Source organism: Variovorax sp. PvP013, from assembly GCF_050435945.1.
Lineage (GTDB): Bacteria > Pseudomonadota > Gammaproteobacteria > Burkholderiales > Burkholderiaceae_C > Variovorax.
Genome location: NZ_JBNDLF010000001.1, coordinates 851,098 through 869,198, shown reverse-complemented (window position 1 = coordinate 869,198; position 18,101 = coordinate 851,098). Strand labels below are relative to the sequence as shown.

The window sequence follows — 18,101 nt, the reverse complement described above, 5'->3', positions numbered from 1 at the left end:
GGGGCGCGGTTGACTCTACCTCGGCTTGCGACGCGCTTAGCGGTGGCGCTCGAGCAGCGCGCGGCGCGTGGCCTCGGGTTCGAGCCGCGCGAGCCACCATTCGAGCGCGCGGCCCGGCCGTCCCGTCGCCGGCGGGCGCCAGGCGATGTGCAACTGGCCGATCGGGTTGGCGCGCTCGGTACGGCGCTCGACCAGGTGCCCGGCCTCGATCCACGGTCGCGCCATCGGCTCCGACAGGAAGCCGCCGCCCAGTCCGCGCAGCTGCGCCTCCAGCTTGGCCTGCATGGTCGGGACAGTCAGCACGTCCTGGCCGCCGACGAGGTTGACCGTCATGCCCTCGCCGTCGCGCGCCGAGTCCGCCACGGCGACGGCCCGGTGCGCGCGCAGCGTGGCGTCGCCCAGCGGCTCCGGCTCGGTGGCGAGCGGATGGTGCGGCGCCACGGCATAGACGAAACGCAGTTCGCCCAGCGGCCGGGTGCGCACGCCCTGCGCCGTGAAGGCCAGGCTCGACGCGTCGAGCACCGAGCCGATGGCCAGGTCGGCCTGGCCGCTGGCCAGCGCGCCGATGGTGCCCAGCAGGGTCTCGTCGCGCAGCTTCAGGCGCGTGGGTAGGCGCTCGGCGTAGAAGTCGCCGACCAGGTCGAGCAGCGGGGCGCGCGCGACGACGCCGTCGAGCGCGATGGTGAACAGCGGCTCCCAGCCGGTGGCCACGCGCCGTACCCGGTTGGCGACCGCCTCCAGGTCGGCCAGCATGCGCGGCGCCTCGCGCAGCAGCTCGGCGCCGGCCTCGGTCAGGCGGGCCTGGCGCGCGCTGCGGTCGAACAGCAGCACGTCGAGCGCGTCCTCGATCTGGCGCACCCGGTAGCTCAGCGCGCTGGGCACCAGGCCGAGCTCGCGCGCCGCCCCGGCGAAGCTGCCGGCGCGCACCACGGTCTGCAGCATCGCGAGGGCGTCGGGCGTCAGGGCGTCGCGGGCGGCGGGCATGCGGTTTCCTTCATCAAAAAATTCGAATGATGCCTTCAAAGCGTGCCGCTCGCCAGCCGGCCCCGGCGTCCTAAAGTCACACACATCCGCCGCGCATCCGGCGCGGCATCCCGGAAAGGCCCTCGGGGCCAAGGAGTTCAACGATGTTGACGATTCGCAAATCCCAGGACCGTGGCCATGCCGACCACGGCTGGCTCGATTCCTTCCACAGCTTCTCGTTCGCCGGCTACCACGATCCCGCGCACATGGGTTTCGGCAACCTGCGCGTGATCAACGAGGACCGCGTCGCCGCGGGCGCCGGCTTCGGCACGCACGGCCACAAGGACATGGAGATCATCAGCTACGTGCTCTCGGGCGAACTGGCGCACCGCGACAGCATGGGCAACGTCGAGACGATCCCGCCGGGCGACGTCCAGCGCATGAGCGCGGGCCGCGGCGTGATGCACAGCGAGTTCAACCACAAGGCCGACGAGACCACGCACTTCCTGCAGATCTGGCTGCTGCCCAACCAGCGCGGCATCGCCCCGGGCTACGAGCAGAAGCGCTTCGACGCCGCCGACAAGCGCGGCCGCCTGCGCCTGGTGGCCTCGCCCGACGGCGCCGAGGGCTCGGTCACCGTGCACGCCGACGCCCGACTGTTCGCCGGCCTGTTCGACGGCGACGAGGCCGCCGAGCTGGCGCTCGACCCGGCGCGCAAGAGCTACGTGCATCTGGTGCGCGGCGCGCTGGAGGTCAACGGCCGCGAGCTCGCCACCGGCGATGCCGCGATGATCGAGGGCGAGTCGGCGCTCCGGCTCGCCGCCGGCCGCGAGGCCGAGGTGCTGGTGTTCGACCTGGCCGCCTGAGGCGCCGTTCGAACCGGGCCGACGTCCGCCCGCCGGAGGACGTCGGCCCGATGCCGGCCTGTCGTTTTTTTGTGTTCCACTTTTTCCTCTCAATCGAAGGAGTCCCTCCATGGCCAGCACCCTCTCCGCCTCGCGCTCCACCGGCGTGACCACCACCTCCAGCCGCGACGTCGTCGCGCTCGTCGCGCGCGTGCTGATCGCCGCGCTGTTCATTCCCGCGGGCTTCGGCAAGCTGATGAACTTCGCCGGCACGGTCGGCTACATCACCTCTGCCGGGCTGCCGCTGCCGCAGGTGGCCGCCGCCATCGCGATCGTGGTCGAGCTGGGCCTGGGGCTGCTGTTCCTGCTGGGCTTCAAGACCCGCTGGGTCGCGCTGGCGCTGGCGCTGTTCACCGTGGCCGCCGCCGTCGGCTTCCACCACTACTGGTCCCTGCCGGCCGACAAGGTCATGGTCAACCAGCAGATGTTCTTCAAGAACCTCGCGATCGCCGGCGGACTGCTCGCGTTCTGGGCCTTCGGACCCGGCCGCCTGAGCGTCGACGAGCGCTGAGACCGGCATCGCCTCCCGCCTCCCGCCTCCCGTCCCGTTTTCCCCTTCTCAGTTTTCCATCGCTCTTCCGAACCGCGCAAAGAACCATTCCATGTCGAACATCGCAGTCATCTTCCATTCCGGCTACGGCCATACCCAGCGCGTGGCCCAGGCCGTGGCCGAAGGCGCCGGCGCCGAACTCATCGCCATCGACGCCGACGGCAACCTGCCCGAAGGCGCCTGGGAGACCCTGGCCGCCGCCGACGCCATCGTCTTCGGTTCGCCGACCTACATGGGCGGGGCGAGCTGGCAGTTCAAGAAATTCGCCGACGCGTCGTCGAAGGTGTGGTTCGCGAGCGGCTGGAAGGACAAGCTGTTCGCCGGCTTCACCAACAGCGCCTCGATGAGCGGCGACAAGTACGCCACGCTGGCGGCACTGTGGACGCTGGCCATGCAGCACGGTGGCCTGTGGGTCGGCCTGGGCATGATGCCCGGCGGCAATACCAAGGTCGTGTCGCGCGACGCGCCCAACTTCGTCGGCGCCTTCGGCGGCCTGATGACGCAGTCGCCCTCCGACGCCAGCCCGGCCGAGATGGCGCGCGGCGACCTCGACACGGCGCGCGCCTTCGGCGAGCGCATCGCCCAGGCCGTGCGCGCCCGCGCCGGCGCCTGAGTCCCCGAGTCCTTTCCCGACCCTCCCCAGGAGAACACCCATGACCTCGCCCCAGCTGCTGCATCCCGCCGACAAGGACCTCGGCGGTGGCTTCAAGGTCCGGCGGCTGCTGCCGGCGGCCAAGCGCCGCTCGGTCGGGCCGTTCGTGTTCTTCGACCATTTCGGCCCGGCCACGGAGCGGCCCGGCGAGGCGCACGACGTGCGTCCGCACCCGCACATCGGCCTGGCCACCGTCACCTACCTGTTCGAGGGCGCGATGATGCATCGCGACAGCCTGGGCAGCGTGCAGGAGATCCTGCCCGGCGCCATCAACTGGATGACCGCCGGACGCGGCATCGTGCATTCCGAGCGCAAGCCCGAGCGCCTGAAGGGCGACGAGTACGTCAACCACGGCCTGCAGCTGTGGGCCGCGCTGCCGCGCGAACTGGAGGAGGTCGAGCCCGGCTTCTCGCACACCGGCAACGGCGAGATCCCGGAGCTCGACGAGCAGGGCGCGCGCGTGCGGGTGCTGATCGGCGAGGCCTTCGGCGCCGTGTCGCCGGTGCCCACGCTGATGCCCACGCTCTACCTCGACGTCGCGCTGCCGGCCGGCGCGCGCTTCGAGCTGCCGGCGCTGGCGCCCGAGCTGGCCGTCTACACGGTCGACGCCGACATCGTGATCGACGGCGTGGCGGTGGAGGCGCACACCATGGCGCTGCTGCCCGACGGCCGGGGCGCGACCATCGAGGCCGCCGCGCCCGCGCGCCTGATGGTGGTCGGCGGCGCGCCGCTCGACGGCCCGCGCTTCATCACCTGGAACTTCGTCTCCAGCCGGCGCGAGCGCATCCTGCAGGCCGGCGCCGACTGGCAGGCGCAGCGCATGGGCCGGGTGCCCGGCGAGACCGAGTTCATCCCGCTGCCGGGACCGCCGTTCCAGGTCGCGAGCCCGGCGCCGGACACGGGCACGACGCCGGTCTGACATCGGCGCACGGCGCGGCGACGCGAGCCCGGGACGGGGCCGGCGGCCCCGGCGTCGCGGCATTTTTTTCGTTGATGCCGCGGCATGTCGTCACGGCGTGACGGGAGCCTGATAGGGTGCGGGTCCCGCGACCGCCGCCGGTCGCGCGGAATTCCTCCCGTCCCGCCTTCTCGCTCCTTTTCATGCAGATCCCACGCTTCCCGTTCCTGGCGTCGCTCGTCCTGTCCACGCTCTGCTGCGCCGCCGGCGTGGCGACGGCCGCCGCCCCCGAAACCTCCGGCGAGGCCGAAGCCGACGGCACACCCGAGACGTGGAACCTCCACGGCCAGTCGACCTACATCCGCCAGTTCAAGTCCTCGCTGAATTCGCCCTATGCCGGCGCCAACAGCCTGTCGCCCGGCCGCGAGGGCAGCTACTCGTTCACGGCGACGGTGTTCGCCGGGCTGCGTCTCGCGCCGCAGACCGAGCTGTACTTCAACCCCGAGTTCGTCCAGGGCGTGCCGCTCTCGCGCCTGACCGGCCTGGGCGGCCTGACCAACAGCGAACTGCAGAAGACCGGCGGCCCCAACCTGATCGGCTACCGCGCGCGCCTGTTCGTGCGCCAGACCTGGGGCCTGGGCGGCGGCGACGACGCCGTCGAGTCGGGCGCCAACCAGCTCGCGGGCCGCTACGACAAGCGCCGCGTCACGCTCACCGTGGGCAACCTGGCGGTGTCGGACCTGTTCGACGGCAGCCGGTACGCGCACGACGGCCGCACGCAGTTCATGAACTGGTCGCTGCTCACTCACGGCGCCTACGACTTCGCCGCCGACTCGCGCGGCTATTCGTGGGGCGGGGCGCTCGAGTACCGCAACGGCGACGACTGGAGCCTGCGCGCCGGCCGCTTCGCGATGCCGATCGAGTCCAACGGCCTGAAGCTCGACCGCCACCTGATGGCGCGCCACGGCGACCAGGTCGAATTCGAGCACCGCCACACGATCGACGGCCGCGACGGCGCGGTGCGCCTGCTGGCCTTCCGCAACGTCGCGCGCATGGGCGGCTTCCAGGACGCGCTCGACTACGCGGCGCAGAACGGCACCGACCCGGACGTGGCGCCGGTGCGCAAGCGCCGCACCAAGGCCGGCGCCGGCATCAACGTCGAGCAGGAGATCGCCGACGGCGTCGGTGCCTTCGCGCGCCTGGCGACCAACAACGGCCGCTCCGAGACCTACGCCTTCGCCGAGATCGACCGCTCGTTCTCCGTCGGCACCGTGGTCACCGGCGGGCGCTGGGGGCGCGCCGACGACGCCGTCGGCCTGGCCTACGCGCAGAACCAGCTGTCGTCCTCGCACCGCGACTTCCTCGCCGCCGGCGGCTACGGCTTCTTCGTCGGCGACGGTCGTCTGACGTACAAGCCCGAGTCGATCGCCGAGGTGTACTACCGTGCCGGCTTCCGCGGCCCGCTGCGCCTGCAGAGCGCGCTGACCCTGGGCTTCCAGTTCATCCGCAACCCGGGCTACAACGCCGACCGCGGGCCGGTGCGCACGGTGGCGGCGCGGTTCCACACGGAGTTCTGAGCATTGGCAAAGGTCGGCCCCTGATGCCGGCCGGGCCGGCACCGTGGATCAACTCATGTTCGGCTGCCCGTTCGACGCCCCCAGGCCGCCGTCGACCGGCAGCATCACGCCGGTGACGAAGCTGGCGTCGTCGCTGGCCAGGAAGGCGATCACGGCGGCGACCTCGTGGGGCTCGGCCGGGCGGCCCATCGGAATGCGCTCTTTGAACTTGGCCATGAGCTCCTCGTTGTCCTCCATGTCCTCGGCCATGGGGGTGCGGGTGAAGCTCGGGCAGACGGCATTGACGCGCACGCCGTCGGCGCCGTGGTCGAGCGCCAGGGAGCGCGTCAGGTTGACGACCGCGCCCTTGGAAGCGTTGTAGAAGCCCATCGCCCAGTCGCCGCCCAGGCCGGAGACGGACGCCGTGTGGACGATGCAGCCCTTGCTCGCGATCAGGTGCGGCATCGCCGCCTTGGCGCCGTGCAGGACGCCGCCGGCGTTGACGCCCATCACGCGGGCCCAGTCCTCCAGCGAGCCGTCGACGGCCTTGCCCTGGACCGCGACGCCGGCGTTGCTCACCAGCACGTGCAGGGCACCGAAGCGCTCGACCGTGGCCTTTACCAGCGCCTCGACCTGGGCGTGGTCCGCGACGTCGGTCTCGTGGACCAGCGTGCGGTCGGCGGGCAGGTCGGCGGCGACCTTGTCGAGCTTGGCGCGCGTGCCGCCGGCCAGCACCACGCGGGCGCCTTCCTGCGAGAAGCGGCGGGCGGTGGCCTCGCCGATGCCGGAGCCGGCACCGGTGACGATGACCACGCGGTCGGTGAAGCGGTGGAGGCCGTGGCGGTTGCCGTCGCTGTGGGTTGCGCTGTCGTTCATGGTCGGATTCCTCGGTTGGACACAGGTCGGCGAGCCTGCGCAACGGGTCGTCCGAGCCGCGTCGGAGAAAGGCGATGCGGTCTGTCGCCTTCGGGGGCGTTCGCGACTGCCGACGCGTCGGCCCCGGCCGGTCCGCGCGTCGACGCGCCGGCTAGCGCTTGAGCGCCAGGTCCGGGTCCTCGGGTGCCCGCGCGCTGACCTCGCCGCCGGTGGCGCTCAGGTCCGGCGCCAGGGTGCGCCGGCCGTCGAAGACGAAGCAGTCGCCGTGGTAGTGCGCGCCGCCGACGTCCTCGAAGTACTTCAGGATGCCGCCCTCGAGCTGGAGCACGTGCTCGACGCCGACCTCGCGCATCAGGATGGCCGCCTTCTCGCAGCGGATGCCGCCGGTGCAGAAACTGACGACGGTCCTGCCGGCGAGCTCGTCGCGGTGCGCGAGGAGGGCGGCCGGGAACTGTGTGAACTTGTCGATGCGCCAGTCGATCGCGCCGTCGAAGCTGCCGTGGTCGACCTCGAAGGCGTTGCGCGTGTCGAGCAGCGCGATCGGCCGGCCGGTGTCGTCGTGGCCCTGATCGAGCCAGCGCTTGAGCGTCGCGGGCGCCACGCCCGGCGCGCGGCCGGCGGCCGGCTTGATGGCCGGGTGGTCCATGCGGATGATCTCGCGCTTGACCTTCACCAGCAGGCGCCGGAAGGGCTGCGCGGCCGACCAGCTCTCCTTGGTCTCCAGGGCGTCGAAGCGCGCGTCGGCGCGCAGTTCGGCGACGAAGCCGCGCACCGCGTCGGCCTCGCCGGCCAGGAACAGGTTGATGCCCTCGGTCGCCAGCAGGATCGTGCCCTTGAGGTCCAGGGCCGTGGCGCGCGCGAGGAGGTGCTCGCGCAGCAGGAGGGGTTCTTCGATGTCGCTGAAGAGGTAGGCGGCGATGTTGAGGATGGAGGGCACGGCGGCGATTCTAGGAGGCCGTGCATCGGCCCCTAGCACGGCGGGCGGCGCGGCGCAGGGGTGGGGGCGCGGCGTGGCTTCCTACAATGCCGCCATGTTTGTCCACCTGCGCCTGCACACCGAATTCTCCGTCGTCGACGGCACCAACCGCATCGACGAAGTCGTCCAGGCCGCCCGCGCCGACGGCCAGCCGGCCCTGGCGATCACCGACCTGAACAACCTGTTCGGCGCCGTCAAGTTCTACAAGGAAGCGCGCGGCGCCGGCGTCAAGCCGGTGCTGGGCGTGGAAGTGTTCCTCGAGGGGCTGGGCGCCGATGCCGCCGCCGTCACCCGCATCGTCCTGCTGGTGCAGAACACCACCGGCTACCTGCACCTGTCGGAGCTGCTGGCGCGCGCCTGGACGCAGAACGTCGGGCGCGGACAGTCGCAGGCGCTGGTCAGGCGGGCCTGGCTGGAGGAACTGGGCGAGGGCCTGATCGCGCTGTCGGGCGCGCAGGCCGGCCCGCTGGGCGCGGCCCTGCTGCAGGGCCACGCGTCGCGCGCTGACGACCTGGCGCGCCAGCTGGCGGCGCTGTTCCCAAACCGCTTCTACGTCGAGTTGCAGCGCGCCGGCCGGCCCGACGACGAGCCGCACGTCGTCGCCGCCGTGCAGCTCGCCGCCCGGCTGGGCCTGCCGGTGGTGGCGACGCACCCGGTGCAGTTCGCCACCGCCGACGACTACGAGGCCCACGAGGCGCGCGTGTGCATCTCCGAGGGCGAGATCCTGGGCAACCCGCGCCGCGTGCGCAAGTTCACCCGCGACCAGTACTTCAAGTCGGCCGCCGAGATGGAGGCGCTGTTCGCCGACGTGCCCAGCGCCGTCGCCAACACGTTGGCGATCGCGCGGCGCTGCAGCCTGACGCTGGTGCTGGGCAAGCCGCAGCTGCCGGATTTCCCCACCCCCAATGGCATGCCGATCGGCGAGTATTTCCGCCTGGCTTCGTTCGAGGGCCTGGAGGAGCGACTGGCGCACCTCTATCCCGACGCCAGGAAGCGCGACGCCGAGCGGCCGCGCTATGTCGAGCGGCTGGAGTTCGAGATCAACACGATCCTGAACATGGGCTTCCCCGGCTACTTCCTGATCGTGGGCGACTTCATCAACTGGGCCAAGAACAACGGCTGCCCGGTCGGCCCGGGCCGGGGCTCGGGCGCGGGTTCGCTGGTGGCCTATTCGCTCAGGATCACCGACCTCGATCCGCTGCAGTACAACCTGCTGTTCGAACGCTTCCTGAACCCCGACCGCGTCTCGATGCCCGACTTCGACATCGACTTCTGCCAGGGCAACCGCGACCGCGTGATCGACTACGTCAAGGACAAGTACGGGCGCGACGCCGTCAGCCAGATCGCCACCTTCGGCACCATGGCCGCGCGCGCCGCCATCCGCGACGTCGGCCGCGTGCTGGACATGAGCTACATGTTCTGCGACGGCGTGAGCAAGCTGATCCCCAACAAGCCCGGCCAGCCGGTGACGATCCAGTACCCGCCCGATCCTCCGGTGGCGGGCGACAAGAACAACTACGCCATCTCGATGGAGCCGCAGCTCGCCGCGCGCATCGAGAAGGAAGAGGAAGTGCGCATGCTCGTCGAACTGGCGCAGAAGCTCGAGGGCATGACCCGCAACATCGGCATGCACGCCGGTGGCGTGCTGATCGCGCCGGGCAAGCTCACCGACTTCTGCCCGCTCTACCAGCAGCCCGGCAGCGACTCCGCCGTGAGCCAGTACGACAAGGACGACGTCGAGGCCGTCGGCCTGGTCAAGTTCGACTTCCTGGGCCTGGCGACGCTGACCATCCTGGAGATCGCGCGCGAGTTCATCGTCGCGCGCCACAAGGACCAGCGGAACTTCAACTACGAGGACATCCGGCTCGACGATCCGGGCACCTACCGGCTGTTCTCCGACGGCAAGACCGAGGCCGTGTTCCAGTTCGAATCGCGCGGCATGCAGGGCATGCTCAAGGACGCGCGGCCGACGCGGCTGGAGGACCTGATCGCCCTCAACGCGCTCTACCGCCCGGGTCCGATGGACCTGATCCCCAGCTTCGTCGCCCGCAAGCACGGCCGCGAGCCGGTCGAGTACCCGCATCCGCTGGTCGCCGAGATGCTGTCGGAGACCTACGGGATCATGGTCTACCAGGAGCAGGTCATGCAGACCGCGCAGATCCTGGGCGGCTACTCGCTCGGCGGCGCCGACCTGCTGCGCCGCGCGATGGGCAAGAAGAAGGCCGAGGAGATGGCCGAGCACCGGATGATCTTCCGCGCCGGCGCGGCCAAGAACGACATCCCGCAGGAGAAGGCCGACGAGATCTTCGACCTGATGGAGAAGTTCGCCGGCTACGGCTTCAACAAGTCGCACGCCGCCGCCTACTCGCTGCTGGCCTACCACACCGGCTGGCTGAAGGTGCACTACACGGCCGAGTTCTTCTGCGCCAACATGACCGTGGAAATGGACGACACCGACAAGCTCAAGGTGCTGTTCCAGGACGCCGTGAAGCACTTCGGCATCACCTTCGAGCCGCCGGACGTCAACCGCGGGAACTACCGCTTCGAGCCGGTCACGGACAAGGTCGTCCGCTACGGCCTGGGCGCGGTCAAGGGCACCGGGCAGCTGGCGGTGGAGGCCATCGTGCGCGCCCGCGAGGCCGGCGGACCTTTCAGGAGCCTGTACGACTTCTGCGTGCGGGTGGACCGCCAGCGCATCAACAAGCGCACCGTGGACGCGCTGGTCAAGGCCGGCGCCTTCGACTCGATCCACGACAACCGCGCCTCGCTCATCGCCTCGATCGACCGCGCCTTCGAGTTCGGCGCCGCCACCGAGGCCAACGCCTCGCAGGTCGACATCTTCGGCGACTGCGACCACGGCTCGGCCGCGCAGGAGCCGGCGCTGGTGCCCGCCACCCCGTGGGGCGTCAAGGAGCGGCTGACCTTCGAGAAGACGGCCGTCGGCTTCTACCTCTCGGGCCACCTGTTCGACGAGGTCGCGCAGGAGGTGCGCCGTTTCTGCCGCCGCGAGATCGACGAACTGCTCGACAGCCGCGAGCCGCAGGTGATCGCGGGCATCGTGAGCGACCTGCGGGTCATCAACGGCCAGCGCGGACGCCTCGCCATCTTCAAGCTCGACGACAAGTCTCAGTCCATCGAGGCGACGGCCGACGAGGCGGTCATGAACGCCAACCGCAACACGCTCAAGGACGACGAGCTGGTCATCGTCAGCGGCCGGCTGCAGCCCGGGCGCGGCGGCTTCGAGGCCCGCTTCCAGGTGCAGCAGGTCTGGGACCTGGCGACGGCGCGCTGCCGCTTCGGCAAGTTCCTGCGCGTGGCCGTCAACGGCAAGGCGCCCGACATCGCGCGGCTGGTGAAAGAGCATCCGCCGCGCCTGGAGACCACGGAGGCCGGCGAGTTGCGCCAGGGCCTGCCGGTGCGGCTGTCGCTCGCGCGCAGCGGGGCGCGGGTCGACCTGCAGCTGGGCGAGCGCGCGAAGTTCTTTCCGACCGACGCCGCGCTGGCCAGCTGGGTCGCCCAGGCCGAAGCCGGGCAGGCCGCCATCGTCTACGAGTAGCCAATGCGTCGATTAGTGGGCATTTGCAGGCATTTGTAAACTTCTGCAAATTTTTTTGTCGTCGTGCAGTAAGCAGTTTTTATTAAAATCAGCACGCGCTTTGTAACAACAAATCACTTCACTTCGCAAGGCCGCTTTTCGTTCCATCCAAAAAGATCACCGGCCATGCACTGTTTCCAGGATTCCCCGTCGTTCAGCCAACTCGACCGTCAGCCTTTCAAGTTCGGCCACAAACTCCTGGGCCATCCCGCCCTGGGTCTCGAGAACCTGGCCAAGGTGCTGCCCGCATTGTCGAAGCAGCGCGTCCACTACTCCAAGGGCTTCCTGAAGAACGGCGACGATTTCGAGTCGGCCCTGTGCAAGGGGGAGCGGCGCGTCCTGACCATCGAGGAGACCATCGAGCAGATCCGCGTCTCCGACTCGTACATCATGGTCGACGGGCCCCAGGAGCACGCGTCGTTCGCACCGCTCTACCGCGAGCTGATCGGCGACGTCGAGGCCGTCATGCGGCGCTGCGGCGTCGGCCACCGGGTCGCCGATCCGCGCCTGTTCCTGTTCATCGCCTCGCCCAACAGCGTGACGCCGTTCCACATCGACCGGTACTCGAACTTCCTGATGCAGTTCCGCGGCAGCAAGGAGGTCTCGGTCTTTCCCCAGTGGGACGAGCGCCTCGTGTCGAGCGAGAACAAGGAGGCCTATGTGGCCCTGGCCAACACCAAGCTGCCCTGGAAGCCGGAATTCGACGCGCTGGGCACGAAGTTCGATTTCCGTCCGGGCGATGCCGTCCACATTCCGTTCACCGCCGGCCATCACGTGCGCAACGGCGCGGACGACATCTCGATCTCGCTGTCGATCTTCTTCAGCACCCGCGAGAGCCTGGCCTGGCAGAACGCCCTGCGTTTCAACCACGCGTCGCGCCGCGTGCTCCAGCGCGTCGGCATGAAGCCGGCGCCGGTCGGTCACCAGGCGTGGCGCGATGTCGGCAAGTCGTACATGTGGCGCGCGATGCGCAGCGTTCGTCAGAAGGTGCGTTGACGCGTCGGGCACCGCCCGCGGTGCCCGGACGGCGCGATGCGACGGACATCGGCGTCGGTTTTCTCGGACGGCGATTCGCGACAGATCGACGATCCGACCATCTTTACAAGACAAGGGATGGATGCCGACGTATCAATGAGTAAAAAAGGATTAGATTGCGTTGGAACGACGGAGATTTCCAATGCAATGCTTCGAGAACGGAACCGACTTCCTCAAGTTCGACCGCGCGGCCTTCAAGTTCCAGCACAGGCTGATGGGCCATCCGGCGCTGAGCCTCGAAAACCTCGCGCGCGTGATTCCCGCGTTGCCGAAGAAGCAGGTCATGCAATCGATGGGACGCCTGAAGAACGGCGACGACTTCGAAGGCACCTTTCGCGATCAGCCCAGGGACCGGAGCATCGAGCGGACGATCGAGGACATCCGCACCTCCGATTCGTACGTGATGGTGAGCAGCCCGGAGGTCGATCCGTCGTTCGCGCCCCTGCATCGCGAACTGGTCGCCGACGTCGAGGCGCTCATGCGGCAGCAAGGCGCCGGATCGCGGATCGTCGAGCCTCAGCTCTATCTCTTCATCGCCTCGCCGGGCAGCGTCACGCCGTTCCACATCGACCGCTACTCGACCTTCCTGATGCAGTTCCGCGGTAGCAAGGAGGTCAGCGTGTTCGATCAGTGGGACGACCGCGTGGTGAGCCCGACGCATCGCGAGGCCTACATGGCCTACGCCAACACGCGATTGCCCTGGTCGCAGGAGACCGACGCGCTGGGCACCTGCTTCAAGTTCAGTCCGGGCGAGGCCCTGCACATTCCCTTCGTCGCCGGCCACCACGTGCGCAACGGCGACGACGACGTGTCGATTTCGATGTCCATCATCTTCAACACGCCGCAGTCGATGGCGTGGCGCCGCGCGCTGGCGTTCAACCACACGGCCCGGCCGGTGCTCGGGCGCGTCGGTCTGGCGCCCGCGCCGGTCGGCGTGCAGCCGTGGCGCGACGCGGCCAAGTCGCGCCTGTGGGGTGCGGCGCAGTCCGCGCGGCGGACGCTGCACAGCCTGAAGTCGGGCGACGGCGGCGGCAAGGCGCTGCACCGACACCAGGGTTGAACCCAGCGTGGGCGGCGGTCCGGGCGACATCGCCACCCGGCTCCGCGAGGTCGCTCAGCGCTTGGGCTTGAGCTGCACGATCAGCGCCGGCGGCACGCGGCCGTCGATGTCGCGCGGCAGGCGCTCGGTCTTCTGCAGCGCGCGCAGGGCCGCCTGGTCCCAGGCGGGCAGGCCGCTGGACTTCACCAGCCGGGGCGTGCCGACGATGGTGCCGTCCGGCGCCAGGCGGACGTCGAATTCCGCGCCCGGATTGCCGCTGACCAGGTCCGCATCGGGGAACACGACGTTCGGCCGCACCGCCGCCGCGACGCGGCCGCCGTAGCTGCCCGACGGGCCGGAGGACTTCTGGGCATTGCCCGTGGCGCTGTCGTCGCCGCTGGCGCCGGCGAGTCCCTGCATGCGCTTGAGCGTGGCGGCACGGTCGGCGGCGGCCTGCTTGGAGGCCGCGGCGGCCGAAGCCGCTGCCGCCGCGTCGGCCTTGGCCTTGGCGTCGGCCTTCGCCTTGGCTTCCGCCTTGCGGGCCTCGGCCTGCTTCGCTTCCGCCGCCTGCCTGGCTTCGGCCTGTTTCGCCTCGGCCTGCTGGCGGGCCTCGGCCTCCTTCTTGCGGCGGGCGTCGGCCTGGGCCTTCTGCTGGGCTTCGCGGCGGTCCTCGGCTTCCTCCTCGGCGCGCCGCTTGGCTTCCTGTTCCTTCTTGTCCTGGGCGGCCTTCTTCGCCGCTTCCTTGGCGGCCTCGCGCTTCTTCTCCTGCCGCGCTTCCTCCAGGTCGCGCTCGCGCTCCTTCTGCTCCTTGAGCTTCTTCTCGCGTTCGAGCGCGATGTCGGGGGCGCGCGGGGCGGGGGTGGGATCGGGCGGGCGCACGGCCGGCGCCGGCGGGGGCGGGGGCGCCGGACGGGGCGCCGGCGCGGGAGCCGGTGCCGGTGGAGGGGGCGGGGGTGGTGGGGGAGGCGTGGGCGCGGGCGTGGGTTCGGGTGCCGGCGCAGGCGGCTGCGACAGGCGCGGCGCGGCGCGCTGCACGGTCGACGACCAGATCTCGGCCTCGACGGCGTCGCTCTCCTCGGCGTCGCGCTTCCAGCTGACGCCCCAGGTCAGCGCGGCGATGAGCACCACGTGCGCCAGCAGCGCGAACACCACCGCGCGCGGCGTGCCGCGCTGGGGCGGCGGCGCGAATTCGGGGCGGTCCGATGCGAGCGACATCCCTTACTTCGCGCCCGTGGTCGTCACCGAGAGGCCCACGCGCTCGACGCCTTCGCGCTTCAACTCGTTCATGGCCTTGACCACCGTCTCGTACTTCACCGACTTGTCGGCGCTGATGACCACCGGCCGCTGGGCGTCGCCGGCCTGCGCGGCCGTGACGGCCTTGCCGATCTGGCCGAAGGGCACGTTGCGGCCGCCCGAACCGGTGGACGGGTCCTTCTTGACCTGGATCTCGTCCTCGCTCTTGATGACGATCTCGATGGGCTTGTCGGGCTGCTTGTTGGCGCGGTCGACGCTGGGCAGGTTGATGACGCTGGGCGTGATGAGCGGCGCGGTGACCATGAAGATGATCAGCAGCACCAGCATCACGTCGATGAACGGGACCATGTTGATCTCGTTGATCGTGCGGCGGCCACGGCCTCGGGATGAAACGGCGGGCATGGGGTTCTCCGGTGCTTCGCGTGAGAGGTCGCGGCGCGGCTCAGCGGCCGGTGGCGGAGACGCCGCCGGCGGCCGGGGCCGGGTTGGCCTGCAGGTGCGTCGACAGGTTGCGCTGCAGGATGTTGGAGAACTCCTCGATGAAGGTCTCCAGGGCGATGGCGATCTTGTCGATCTCGCGGGCGAAGCGGTTGTAGCTGACCACCGCGGGGATCGCGGCGAACAGGCCGATGGCCGTGGCCACCAGGGCCTCGGCGATGCCGGGGGCCACGGTGGCGAGCGTCACCTGCGCCAGCGCGGCCAGGCCGGTGAAGGCGTGCATGATCCCCCAGACCGTGCCGAACAGGCCGACGTAGGGCGACACCGAGCCGACGGTGGCGAGGAACGACAGGTTGGATTCGGCCACGTCGAGCTCGCGCTGGAAGCTCGCGCGCATGGCGCGGCGGGCGCCGTCGAGCAGCGTGCCGGCGTCGGAGACGTGGCGCTCGCGCAGCTTCTGGTACTCGCGCATGCCGGAGGCGAAGATGCGCTCCATCGGGCCCGAGAGCTTGGCGTTCTGCGCCGCCGCCGAGAACAGCTCGTTCAGGCTGGTGCCCGACCAGAACTCGCGCTCGAACTCGTCGTTGAGCGCGCGCATGCGCTTGAGCGCGAAGAACTTGCGGAAGATCGCGGCCCAGCTGGCGACGGAGATGCCCACGAGCAGGAGCACGACCAGCTGCACGACGAAGCTCGCGTGCAGCAGGAGGGTGACGATGGAGAGGTCTTGGTTCATGGCTTGGATGGAGTGATTCATGGAGCGCAGTGGCGCTCCAGGGTTCCCGCGACGTGCCGGGGGATGCGCGCGGGCCGCAGCGACGCGGCGTCGACCCAGCCGATGCGGATGGCGCCTTCGCACAGCGGCGCGTCCGGCGCGGCCTTCGCCAGCACGCGCTGGGCGATGGTGAGGGAAGCGGCGCCGCGCTGGGTCAGCTCGGCCGTGACGACCAGCAGGTCGTCGAGGCGGGCCGGGCGATGGTATTTGAGCTGCGTCTCGCTGACGACGAACATGCCGCCGGTGGCTTCGCGCAGGGCGTGCTGCTCGATGCCCATGGCGCGCAGCCACTCGGTGCGGGCGCGCTCCATGAACTTCAGGTAGTTGGCGTAGAACACGATGCCGCCGGCGTCGGTGTCCTCCCAGTACACCCGGATGTCGAACGCGAAGCTCATGCGTGGGCCAGGGCCTCGAGGCGGCCGATGGCCTCCCGCAGGTGCGCCATCGAACTGGCGGTGGAGAAGCGCACGAAGTCCGCCGTCCCGGCATGGCCGAAGTCGCGCCCCGGCGTCACCGCCACGTGGGCGCGGTCCATGAGCGCGTAGGCCAGGTCCCAGCTGCCCTCGACGCCCAGCCCGCGGGCGAACGCGCGGCAGTCGGCCCAGGCGTAGAAGGCGCCGTCGGGCATCACCGGCACCGGCAGGCCGAGCGCCTCGAGCCGCGGGATGAACCAGTCGCGCCGGGCCTTGAACTCGGCGCGGCGGCGCTCGTATTCGGCGATGCTCTCGGCCTCGAAACAGGCCAGCGCCGCGTGCTGCGCCACCGTGCTCGCGCAGATGAAGAGGTTCTGCGCCAGCCGCTCGACCGCCGGCAGCAGGGCGTCGGGCACCACCAGCCAGCCCAGGCGCCAGCCGGTCATGTGGAAGTACTTGCTGAAGCTGTTGATGCTGACGACCTGGTCGTCGAGGGCCAGCGCGCTCCGGCCGAAGCGCTCGTCGTGCGACAGGCCCAGGTAGATCTCGTCGACCAGCGTGACGCCGCCGCGCCGCGTCACCACTTCGTGGATGCGCCGCAGTTCGTCGGGCGCGATCGAAGTGCCGGTCGGGTTCGACGGCGAGGCCAGCAGCACGCCGCGCGTGCGTTCGCCCCAGGCGGCCTCGACCTTGTCGGCGCTGAGCTGGAAGCGCTCGGCGGCGGTGGTCGGGATCAGCACCGGCGTGCCCTCGGCGGCGGTCACGAAGTGCCGGTTGCAGGGGTAGCTAGGATCGGGCAGCAGGATCTCGTCGCCGGCGTCGATCAGCGCCAGGCAGGCCAGCTGCAATGCCGCCGAGGCGCCGGCGGTGATCACGATGCGGCGCGCCGGCACGTCGATGCCGAAGCGCTGGCGATACCAGCCGGAGATGCGCTCGCGCAGCGGCTCCAGCCCGGTCGCGGCGGTGTACTGCGTGGCGCCGGCGCGCACGGCCCGCAGGGCCGCTTCCTGCACCAGCGGCGGCGCCGTGAAATCGGGCTCGCCGATGTTCAGGAAGATCATCGGCCGGTCGGTGTGGGCGACCTCGCGCGCCAGGGCGCCGGCCGCCTTGGCGACCTCCATCACGTAGAACGGCTCGATGCGCTCGGCGCGCCGCGAGATCCTCATGCGCGGGCCTTGCCCGTGGCGCGGTCGGCCTCGACCTCGCCGCCGCGCAACTGCGGCGCCAGGCCGTTCAACACGGCGTTGACGTACTTGTGGCCGTCGGTGCCGCCGAACTCCTTGGCCAGCTCGATGCACTCGTTGAGCACCACGCGCCACGGCACGTCCAGGCAGTGGCGGAACTCGTAGGCGCCGATCCACATGACGGCGTGCTCGATGGGCGAGATCTCGGCCATCTTGCGGTCGAGCAGCGGCACGATCAGCGCGTCGAGTTCGGCCTCCTCGCGGATCGAGCCGTGCAGCAGCGCGTCGTAGTGCGCCGCGTCGGCCTTGTGGAAGCCGGCGAGGTCGCGCGTGAAGTGGTCGATGTCGGTCGGGTCGTTGCGGCCCACCAGGTGCTGGTAGAGCGCCTGCAGGGCGAACTCGCGCGAGCGGCTGCGGTTGGACTTGGCCGAGGCCTTGCGGGCGCCGGTGCTGGTCAGGCCGCTGCGCGACTGGCGCGGCGGGCGGCCGTCGGTCGCGGCGGGGGAGGGGGTCGGGCGGGCGTCGTCGGTCATGAGAGTTGCGCCAGCAGCCGGACCATCTCGACGGCGACGCGCGCGGCGTCGCGTCCCTTGTCGGTCTGGCGGGCCACGGCCTGTTCGATGTTCTCGGTCGTGAGGATGGCGTTGGCGATGGGCAGCGCGTGGTCGAGCCCGACGCGGCTGACGCCGGCGCCCGACTCGTTGGCCACCAGCTCGAAGTGGTAGGTCTCGCCGCGCACGATGCAGCCCAGCGCGACCAGCGCGTCGTAGCCGCCGCGCTTGGCCATCGCCTGCAGCGCCACGGGCACCTCGAGCGCGCCGGGCACGAGGACGTGGTCGATGTGGTGGTCGGCGACGCCGAGGGCCGCGAGCTCGGCCATGCAGGCCTCGGCCAGGGCGTCGGTGATGTCGGCGTTGAAGCGCGCCTGCACGATGCCGATGCGCAGGCCGGTGCCGTCGAGCGCCGTCTCGGCGCCCTGGTTCGCGTGAAGCATG

Annotated in this window: 18 protein-coding genes; 8 read left to right on the top strand and 10 right to left on the bottom strand. The window is 70.4% G+C overall.

Going from position 1 to position 18,101, the window contains the following annotated elements; all coding sequences use genetic code 11:
* Window positions 1-36 precede the first annotated feature (36 nt).
* Complete coding sequence (locus ABID77_RS04170) at window positions 37-984, bottom strand: LysR family transcriptional regulator (RefSeq protein WP_429591297.1); 948 nt, start codon at window positions 982-984, stop codon at window positions 37-39.
* A gap of 143 nt (window positions 985-1,127) precedes the next feature.
* Here ABID77_RS04170 and ABID77_RS04165 point away from each other — a divergent pair, with 143 nt between their 5' ends.
* The 5 genes from ABID77_RS04165 (at window position 1,128) to ABID77_RS04145 (ending at window position 5,545) form a co-directional block, all read left to right on the top strand.
* Window positions 1,128-1,829 (top strand): pirin family protein, encoded by a 702-nt coding sequence (locus ABID77_RS04165; RefSeq protein WP_429591294.1) that lies wholly within the window; start codon window positions 1,128-1,130, stop codon window positions 1,827-1,829.
* A gap of 109 nt (window positions 1,830-1,938) precedes the next feature.
* Window positions 1,939-2,379 carry a DoxX family protein gene (locus tag ABID77_RS04160; RefSeq protein ID WP_429591291.1) on the top strand — a complete coding sequence of 147 codons (441 nt, stop codon included), beginning with the start codon at window positions 1,939-1,941 and terminating at the stop codon, window positions 2,377-2,379.
* Window positions 2,380-2,470: 91 nt separating this feature from the next.
* The gene (locus ABID77_RS04155) at window positions 2,471-3,031 is read left to right on the top strand and encodes a flavodoxin family protein (protein WP_429591288.1); all 561 of its coding nucleotides are present in this window, start codon (window positions 2,471-2,473) and stop codon (window positions 3,029-3,031) included.
* Window positions 3,032-3,071: 40 nt separating this feature from the next.
* Window positions 3,072-3,989 carry a pirin family protein gene (locus ABID77_RS04150; RefSeq protein WP_429591285.1) on the top strand — a complete coding sequence of 306 codons (918 nt, stop codon included), beginning with the start codon at window positions 3,072-3,074 and terminating at the stop codon, window positions 3,987-3,989.
* 182 nt (window positions 3,990-4,171) lie between these two features.
* Window positions 4,172-5,545, top strand: coding sequence for a carbohydrate porin (locus ABID77_RS04145; RefSeq protein ID WP_429591282.1), 1,374 nt, complete (start codon window positions 4,172-4,174; stop codon window positions 5,543-5,545).
* A gap of 48 nt (window positions 5,546-5,593) precedes the next feature.
* Here ABID77_RS04145 and ABID77_RS04140 read toward each other — a convergent pair whose 3' ends face one another.
* Window positions 5,594-6,400, bottom strand: coding sequence for an SDR family NAD(P)-dependent oxidoreductase (locus ABID77_RS04140; RefSeq protein WP_429591279.1), 807 nt, complete (start codon window positions 6,398-6,400; stop codon window positions 5,594-5,596).
* A gap of 151 nt (window positions 6,401-6,551) precedes the next feature.
* On the bottom strand, window positions 6,552-7,337 hold the full coding sequence (locus ABID77_RS04135; RefSeq protein ID WP_429591276.1) for a sulfurtransferase: 786 nt from the start codon (window positions 7,335-7,337) through the stop codon (window positions 6,552-6,554).
* 94 nt (window positions 7,338-7,431) lie between these two features.
* On the opposite strand from ABID77_RS04135, the gene dnaE reads away from it, so the two are divergent.
* The 3 genes from dnaE (at window position 7,432) to ABID77_RS04120 (ending at window position 13,066) form a co-directional block, all read left to right on the top strand.
* Complete coding sequence (gene dnaE / locus ABID77_RS04130) at window positions 7,432-10,932, top strand: DNA polymerase III subunit alpha (protein WP_429591273.1); 3,501 nt, start codon at window positions 7,432-7,434, stop codon at window positions 10,930-10,932.
* A 165-nt stretch (window positions 10,933-11,097) separates the two neighbouring features.
* Window positions 11,098-11,967, top strand: a complete 870-nt coding sequence (locus ABID77_RS04125) for a cupin-like domain-containing protein (RefSeq protein WP_429591270.1) — start codon at window positions 11,098-11,100, stop codon at window positions 11,965-11,967.
* A gap of 181 nt (window positions 11,968-12,148) precedes the next feature.
* Entirely contained in the window at window positions 12,149-13,066 is a 918-nt protein-coding gene (locus tag ABID77_RS04120; protein ID WP_429591267.1) for a cupin-like domain-containing protein, read from the top strand.
* Between the two features lie 54 nt (window positions 13,067-13,120).
* Here the strand turns inward: ABID77_RS04120 and tolA are convergent, their stop codons facing one another.
* The 7 genes from tolA to ribH are packed head-to-tail and all read right to left on the bottom strand — an operon-like array spanning window position 13,121 to window position 18,100.
* Window positions 13,121-14,260, bottom strand: a complete 1,140-nt coding sequence (gene tolA / locus ABID77_RS04115; RefSeq protein WP_429591264.1) for a cell envelope integrity protein TolA — start codon at window positions 14,258-14,260, stop codon at window positions 13,121-13,123.
* A gap of 3 nt (window positions 14,261-14,263) precedes the next feature.
* Window positions 14,264-14,701 (bottom strand): ExbD/TolR family protein, encoded by a 438-nt coding sequence (locus ABID77_RS04110; RefSeq protein WP_429591261.1) that lies wholly within the window; start codon window positions 14,699-14,701, stop codon window positions 14,264-14,266.
* A gap of 40 nt (window positions 14,702-14,741) precedes the next feature.
* Window positions 14,742-15,470, bottom strand: a complete 729-nt coding sequence (tolQ, locus tag ABID77_RS04105; protein WP_429591257.1) for a protein TolQ — start codon at window positions 15,468-15,470, stop codon at window positions 14,742-14,744.
* A gap of 17 nt (window positions 15,471-15,487) precedes the next feature.
* The gene (ybgC, locus tag ABID77_RS04100) at window positions 15,488-15,904 is read right to left on the bottom strand and encodes a tol-pal system-associated acyl-CoA thioesterase (protein WP_429591254.1); all 417 of its coding nucleotides are present in this window, start codon (window positions 15,902-15,904) and stop codon (window positions 15,488-15,490) included.
* Window positions 15,901-17,088: a pyridoxal phosphate-dependent aminotransferase gene (locus ABID77_RS04095; protein ID WP_429591252.1), complete on the bottom strand. Its 1,188-nt coding sequence runs from the start codon at window positions 17,086-17,088 to the stop codon at window positions 15,901-15,903. Before ABID77_RS04095 ends, ybgC begins: the two co-directional genes overlap by 4 nt.
* Entirely contained in the window at window positions 17,085-17,639 is a 555-nt protein-coding gene (gene nusB, locus ABID77_RS04090; RefSeq protein WP_429591249.1) for a transcription antitermination factor NusB, read from the bottom strand. The genes ABID77_RS04095 and nusB overlap by 4 nt, the downstream gene beginning before the upstream one ends.
* Window positions 17,636-18,100, bottom strand: a complete 465-nt coding sequence (gene ribH, locus ABID77_RS04085; protein WP_429591246.1) for a 6,7-dimethyl-8-ribityllumazine synthase — start codon at window positions 18,098-18,100, stop codon at window positions 17,636-17,638. Before ribH ends, nusB begins: the two co-directional genes overlap by 4 nt.
* Between the last annotated feature and the right edge of the window lies 1 nt (window position 18,101).

Excerpts from the sequence above, each read along its gene's own strand:
- ABID77_RS04170 (WP_429591297.1), bottom strand. The coding sequence starts at position 984 with ATGCCCGCCGCCCGCGACGCCCTGACGCCCGACGCCCTCGCGATGCTG.
- ABID77_RS04165 (WP_429591294.1), top strand. The coding sequence starts at position 1,128 with ATGTTGACGATTCGCAAATCCCAGGACCGTGGCCATGCCGACCACGGC.
- ABID77_RS04160 (WP_429591291.1), top strand. The coding sequence starts at position 1,939 with ATGGCCAGCACCCTCTCCGCCTCGCGCTCCACCGGCGTGACCACCACC.
- ABID77_RS04155 (WP_429591288.1), top strand. The coding sequence starts at position 2,471 with ATGTCGAACATCGCAGTCATCTTCCATTCCGGCTACGGCCATACCCAG.
- ABID77_RS04150 (WP_429591285.1), top strand. The coding sequence starts at position 3,072 with ATGACCTCGCCCCAGCTGCTGCATCCCGCCGACAAGGACCTCGGCGGT.
- ABID77_RS04145 (WP_429591282.1), top strand. The coding sequence starts at position 4,172 with ATGCAGATCCCACGCTTCCCGTTCCTGGCGTCGCTCGTCCTGTCCACG.
- ABID77_RS04140 (WP_429591279.1), bottom strand. The coding sequence starts at position 6,400 with ATGAACGACAGCGCAACCCACAGCGACGGCAACCGCCACGGCCTCCAC.
- dnaE (WP_429591273.1), top strand. The coding sequence starts at position 7,432 with ATGTTTGTCCACCTGCGCCTGCACACCGAATTCTCCGTCGTCGACGGC.
- ABID77_RS04125 (WP_429591270.1), top strand. The coding sequence starts at position 11,098 with ATGCACTGTTTCCAGGATTCCCCGTCGTTCAGCCAACTCGACCGTCAG.
- ABID77_RS04120 (WP_429591267.1), top strand. The coding sequence starts at position 12,149 with ATGCAATGCTTCGAGAACGGAACCGACTTCCTCAAGTTCGACCGCGCG.
- tolA (WP_429591264.1), bottom strand. The coding sequence starts at position 14,260 with ATGTCGCTCGCATCGGACCGCCCCGAATTCGCGCCGCCGCCCCAGCGC.
- ABID77_RS04110 (WP_429591261.1), bottom strand. The coding sequence starts at position 14,701 with ATGCCCGCCGTTTCATCCCGAGGCCGTGGCCGCCGCACGATCAACGAG.
- tolQ (WP_429591257.1), bottom strand. The coding sequence starts at position 15,470 with ATGAACCAAGACCTCTCCATCGTCACCCTCCTGCTGCACGCGAGCTTC.
- ybgC (WP_429591254.1), bottom strand. The coding sequence starts at position 15,904 with ATGAGCTTCGCGTTCGACATCCGGGTGTACTGGGAGGACACCGACGCC.
- ABID77_RS04095 (WP_429591252.1), bottom strand. The coding sequence starts at position 17,088 with ATGAGGATCTCGCGGCGCGCCGAGCGCATCGAGCCGTTCTACGTGATG.
- nusB (WP_429591249.1), bottom strand. The coding sequence starts at position 17,639 with ATGACCGACGACGCCCGCCCGACCCCCTCCCCCGCCGCGACCGACGGC.
- ribH (WP_429591246.1), bottom strand. The coding sequence starts at position 18,100 with ATGCTTCACGCGAACCAGGGCGCCGAGACGGCGCTCGACGGCACCGGC.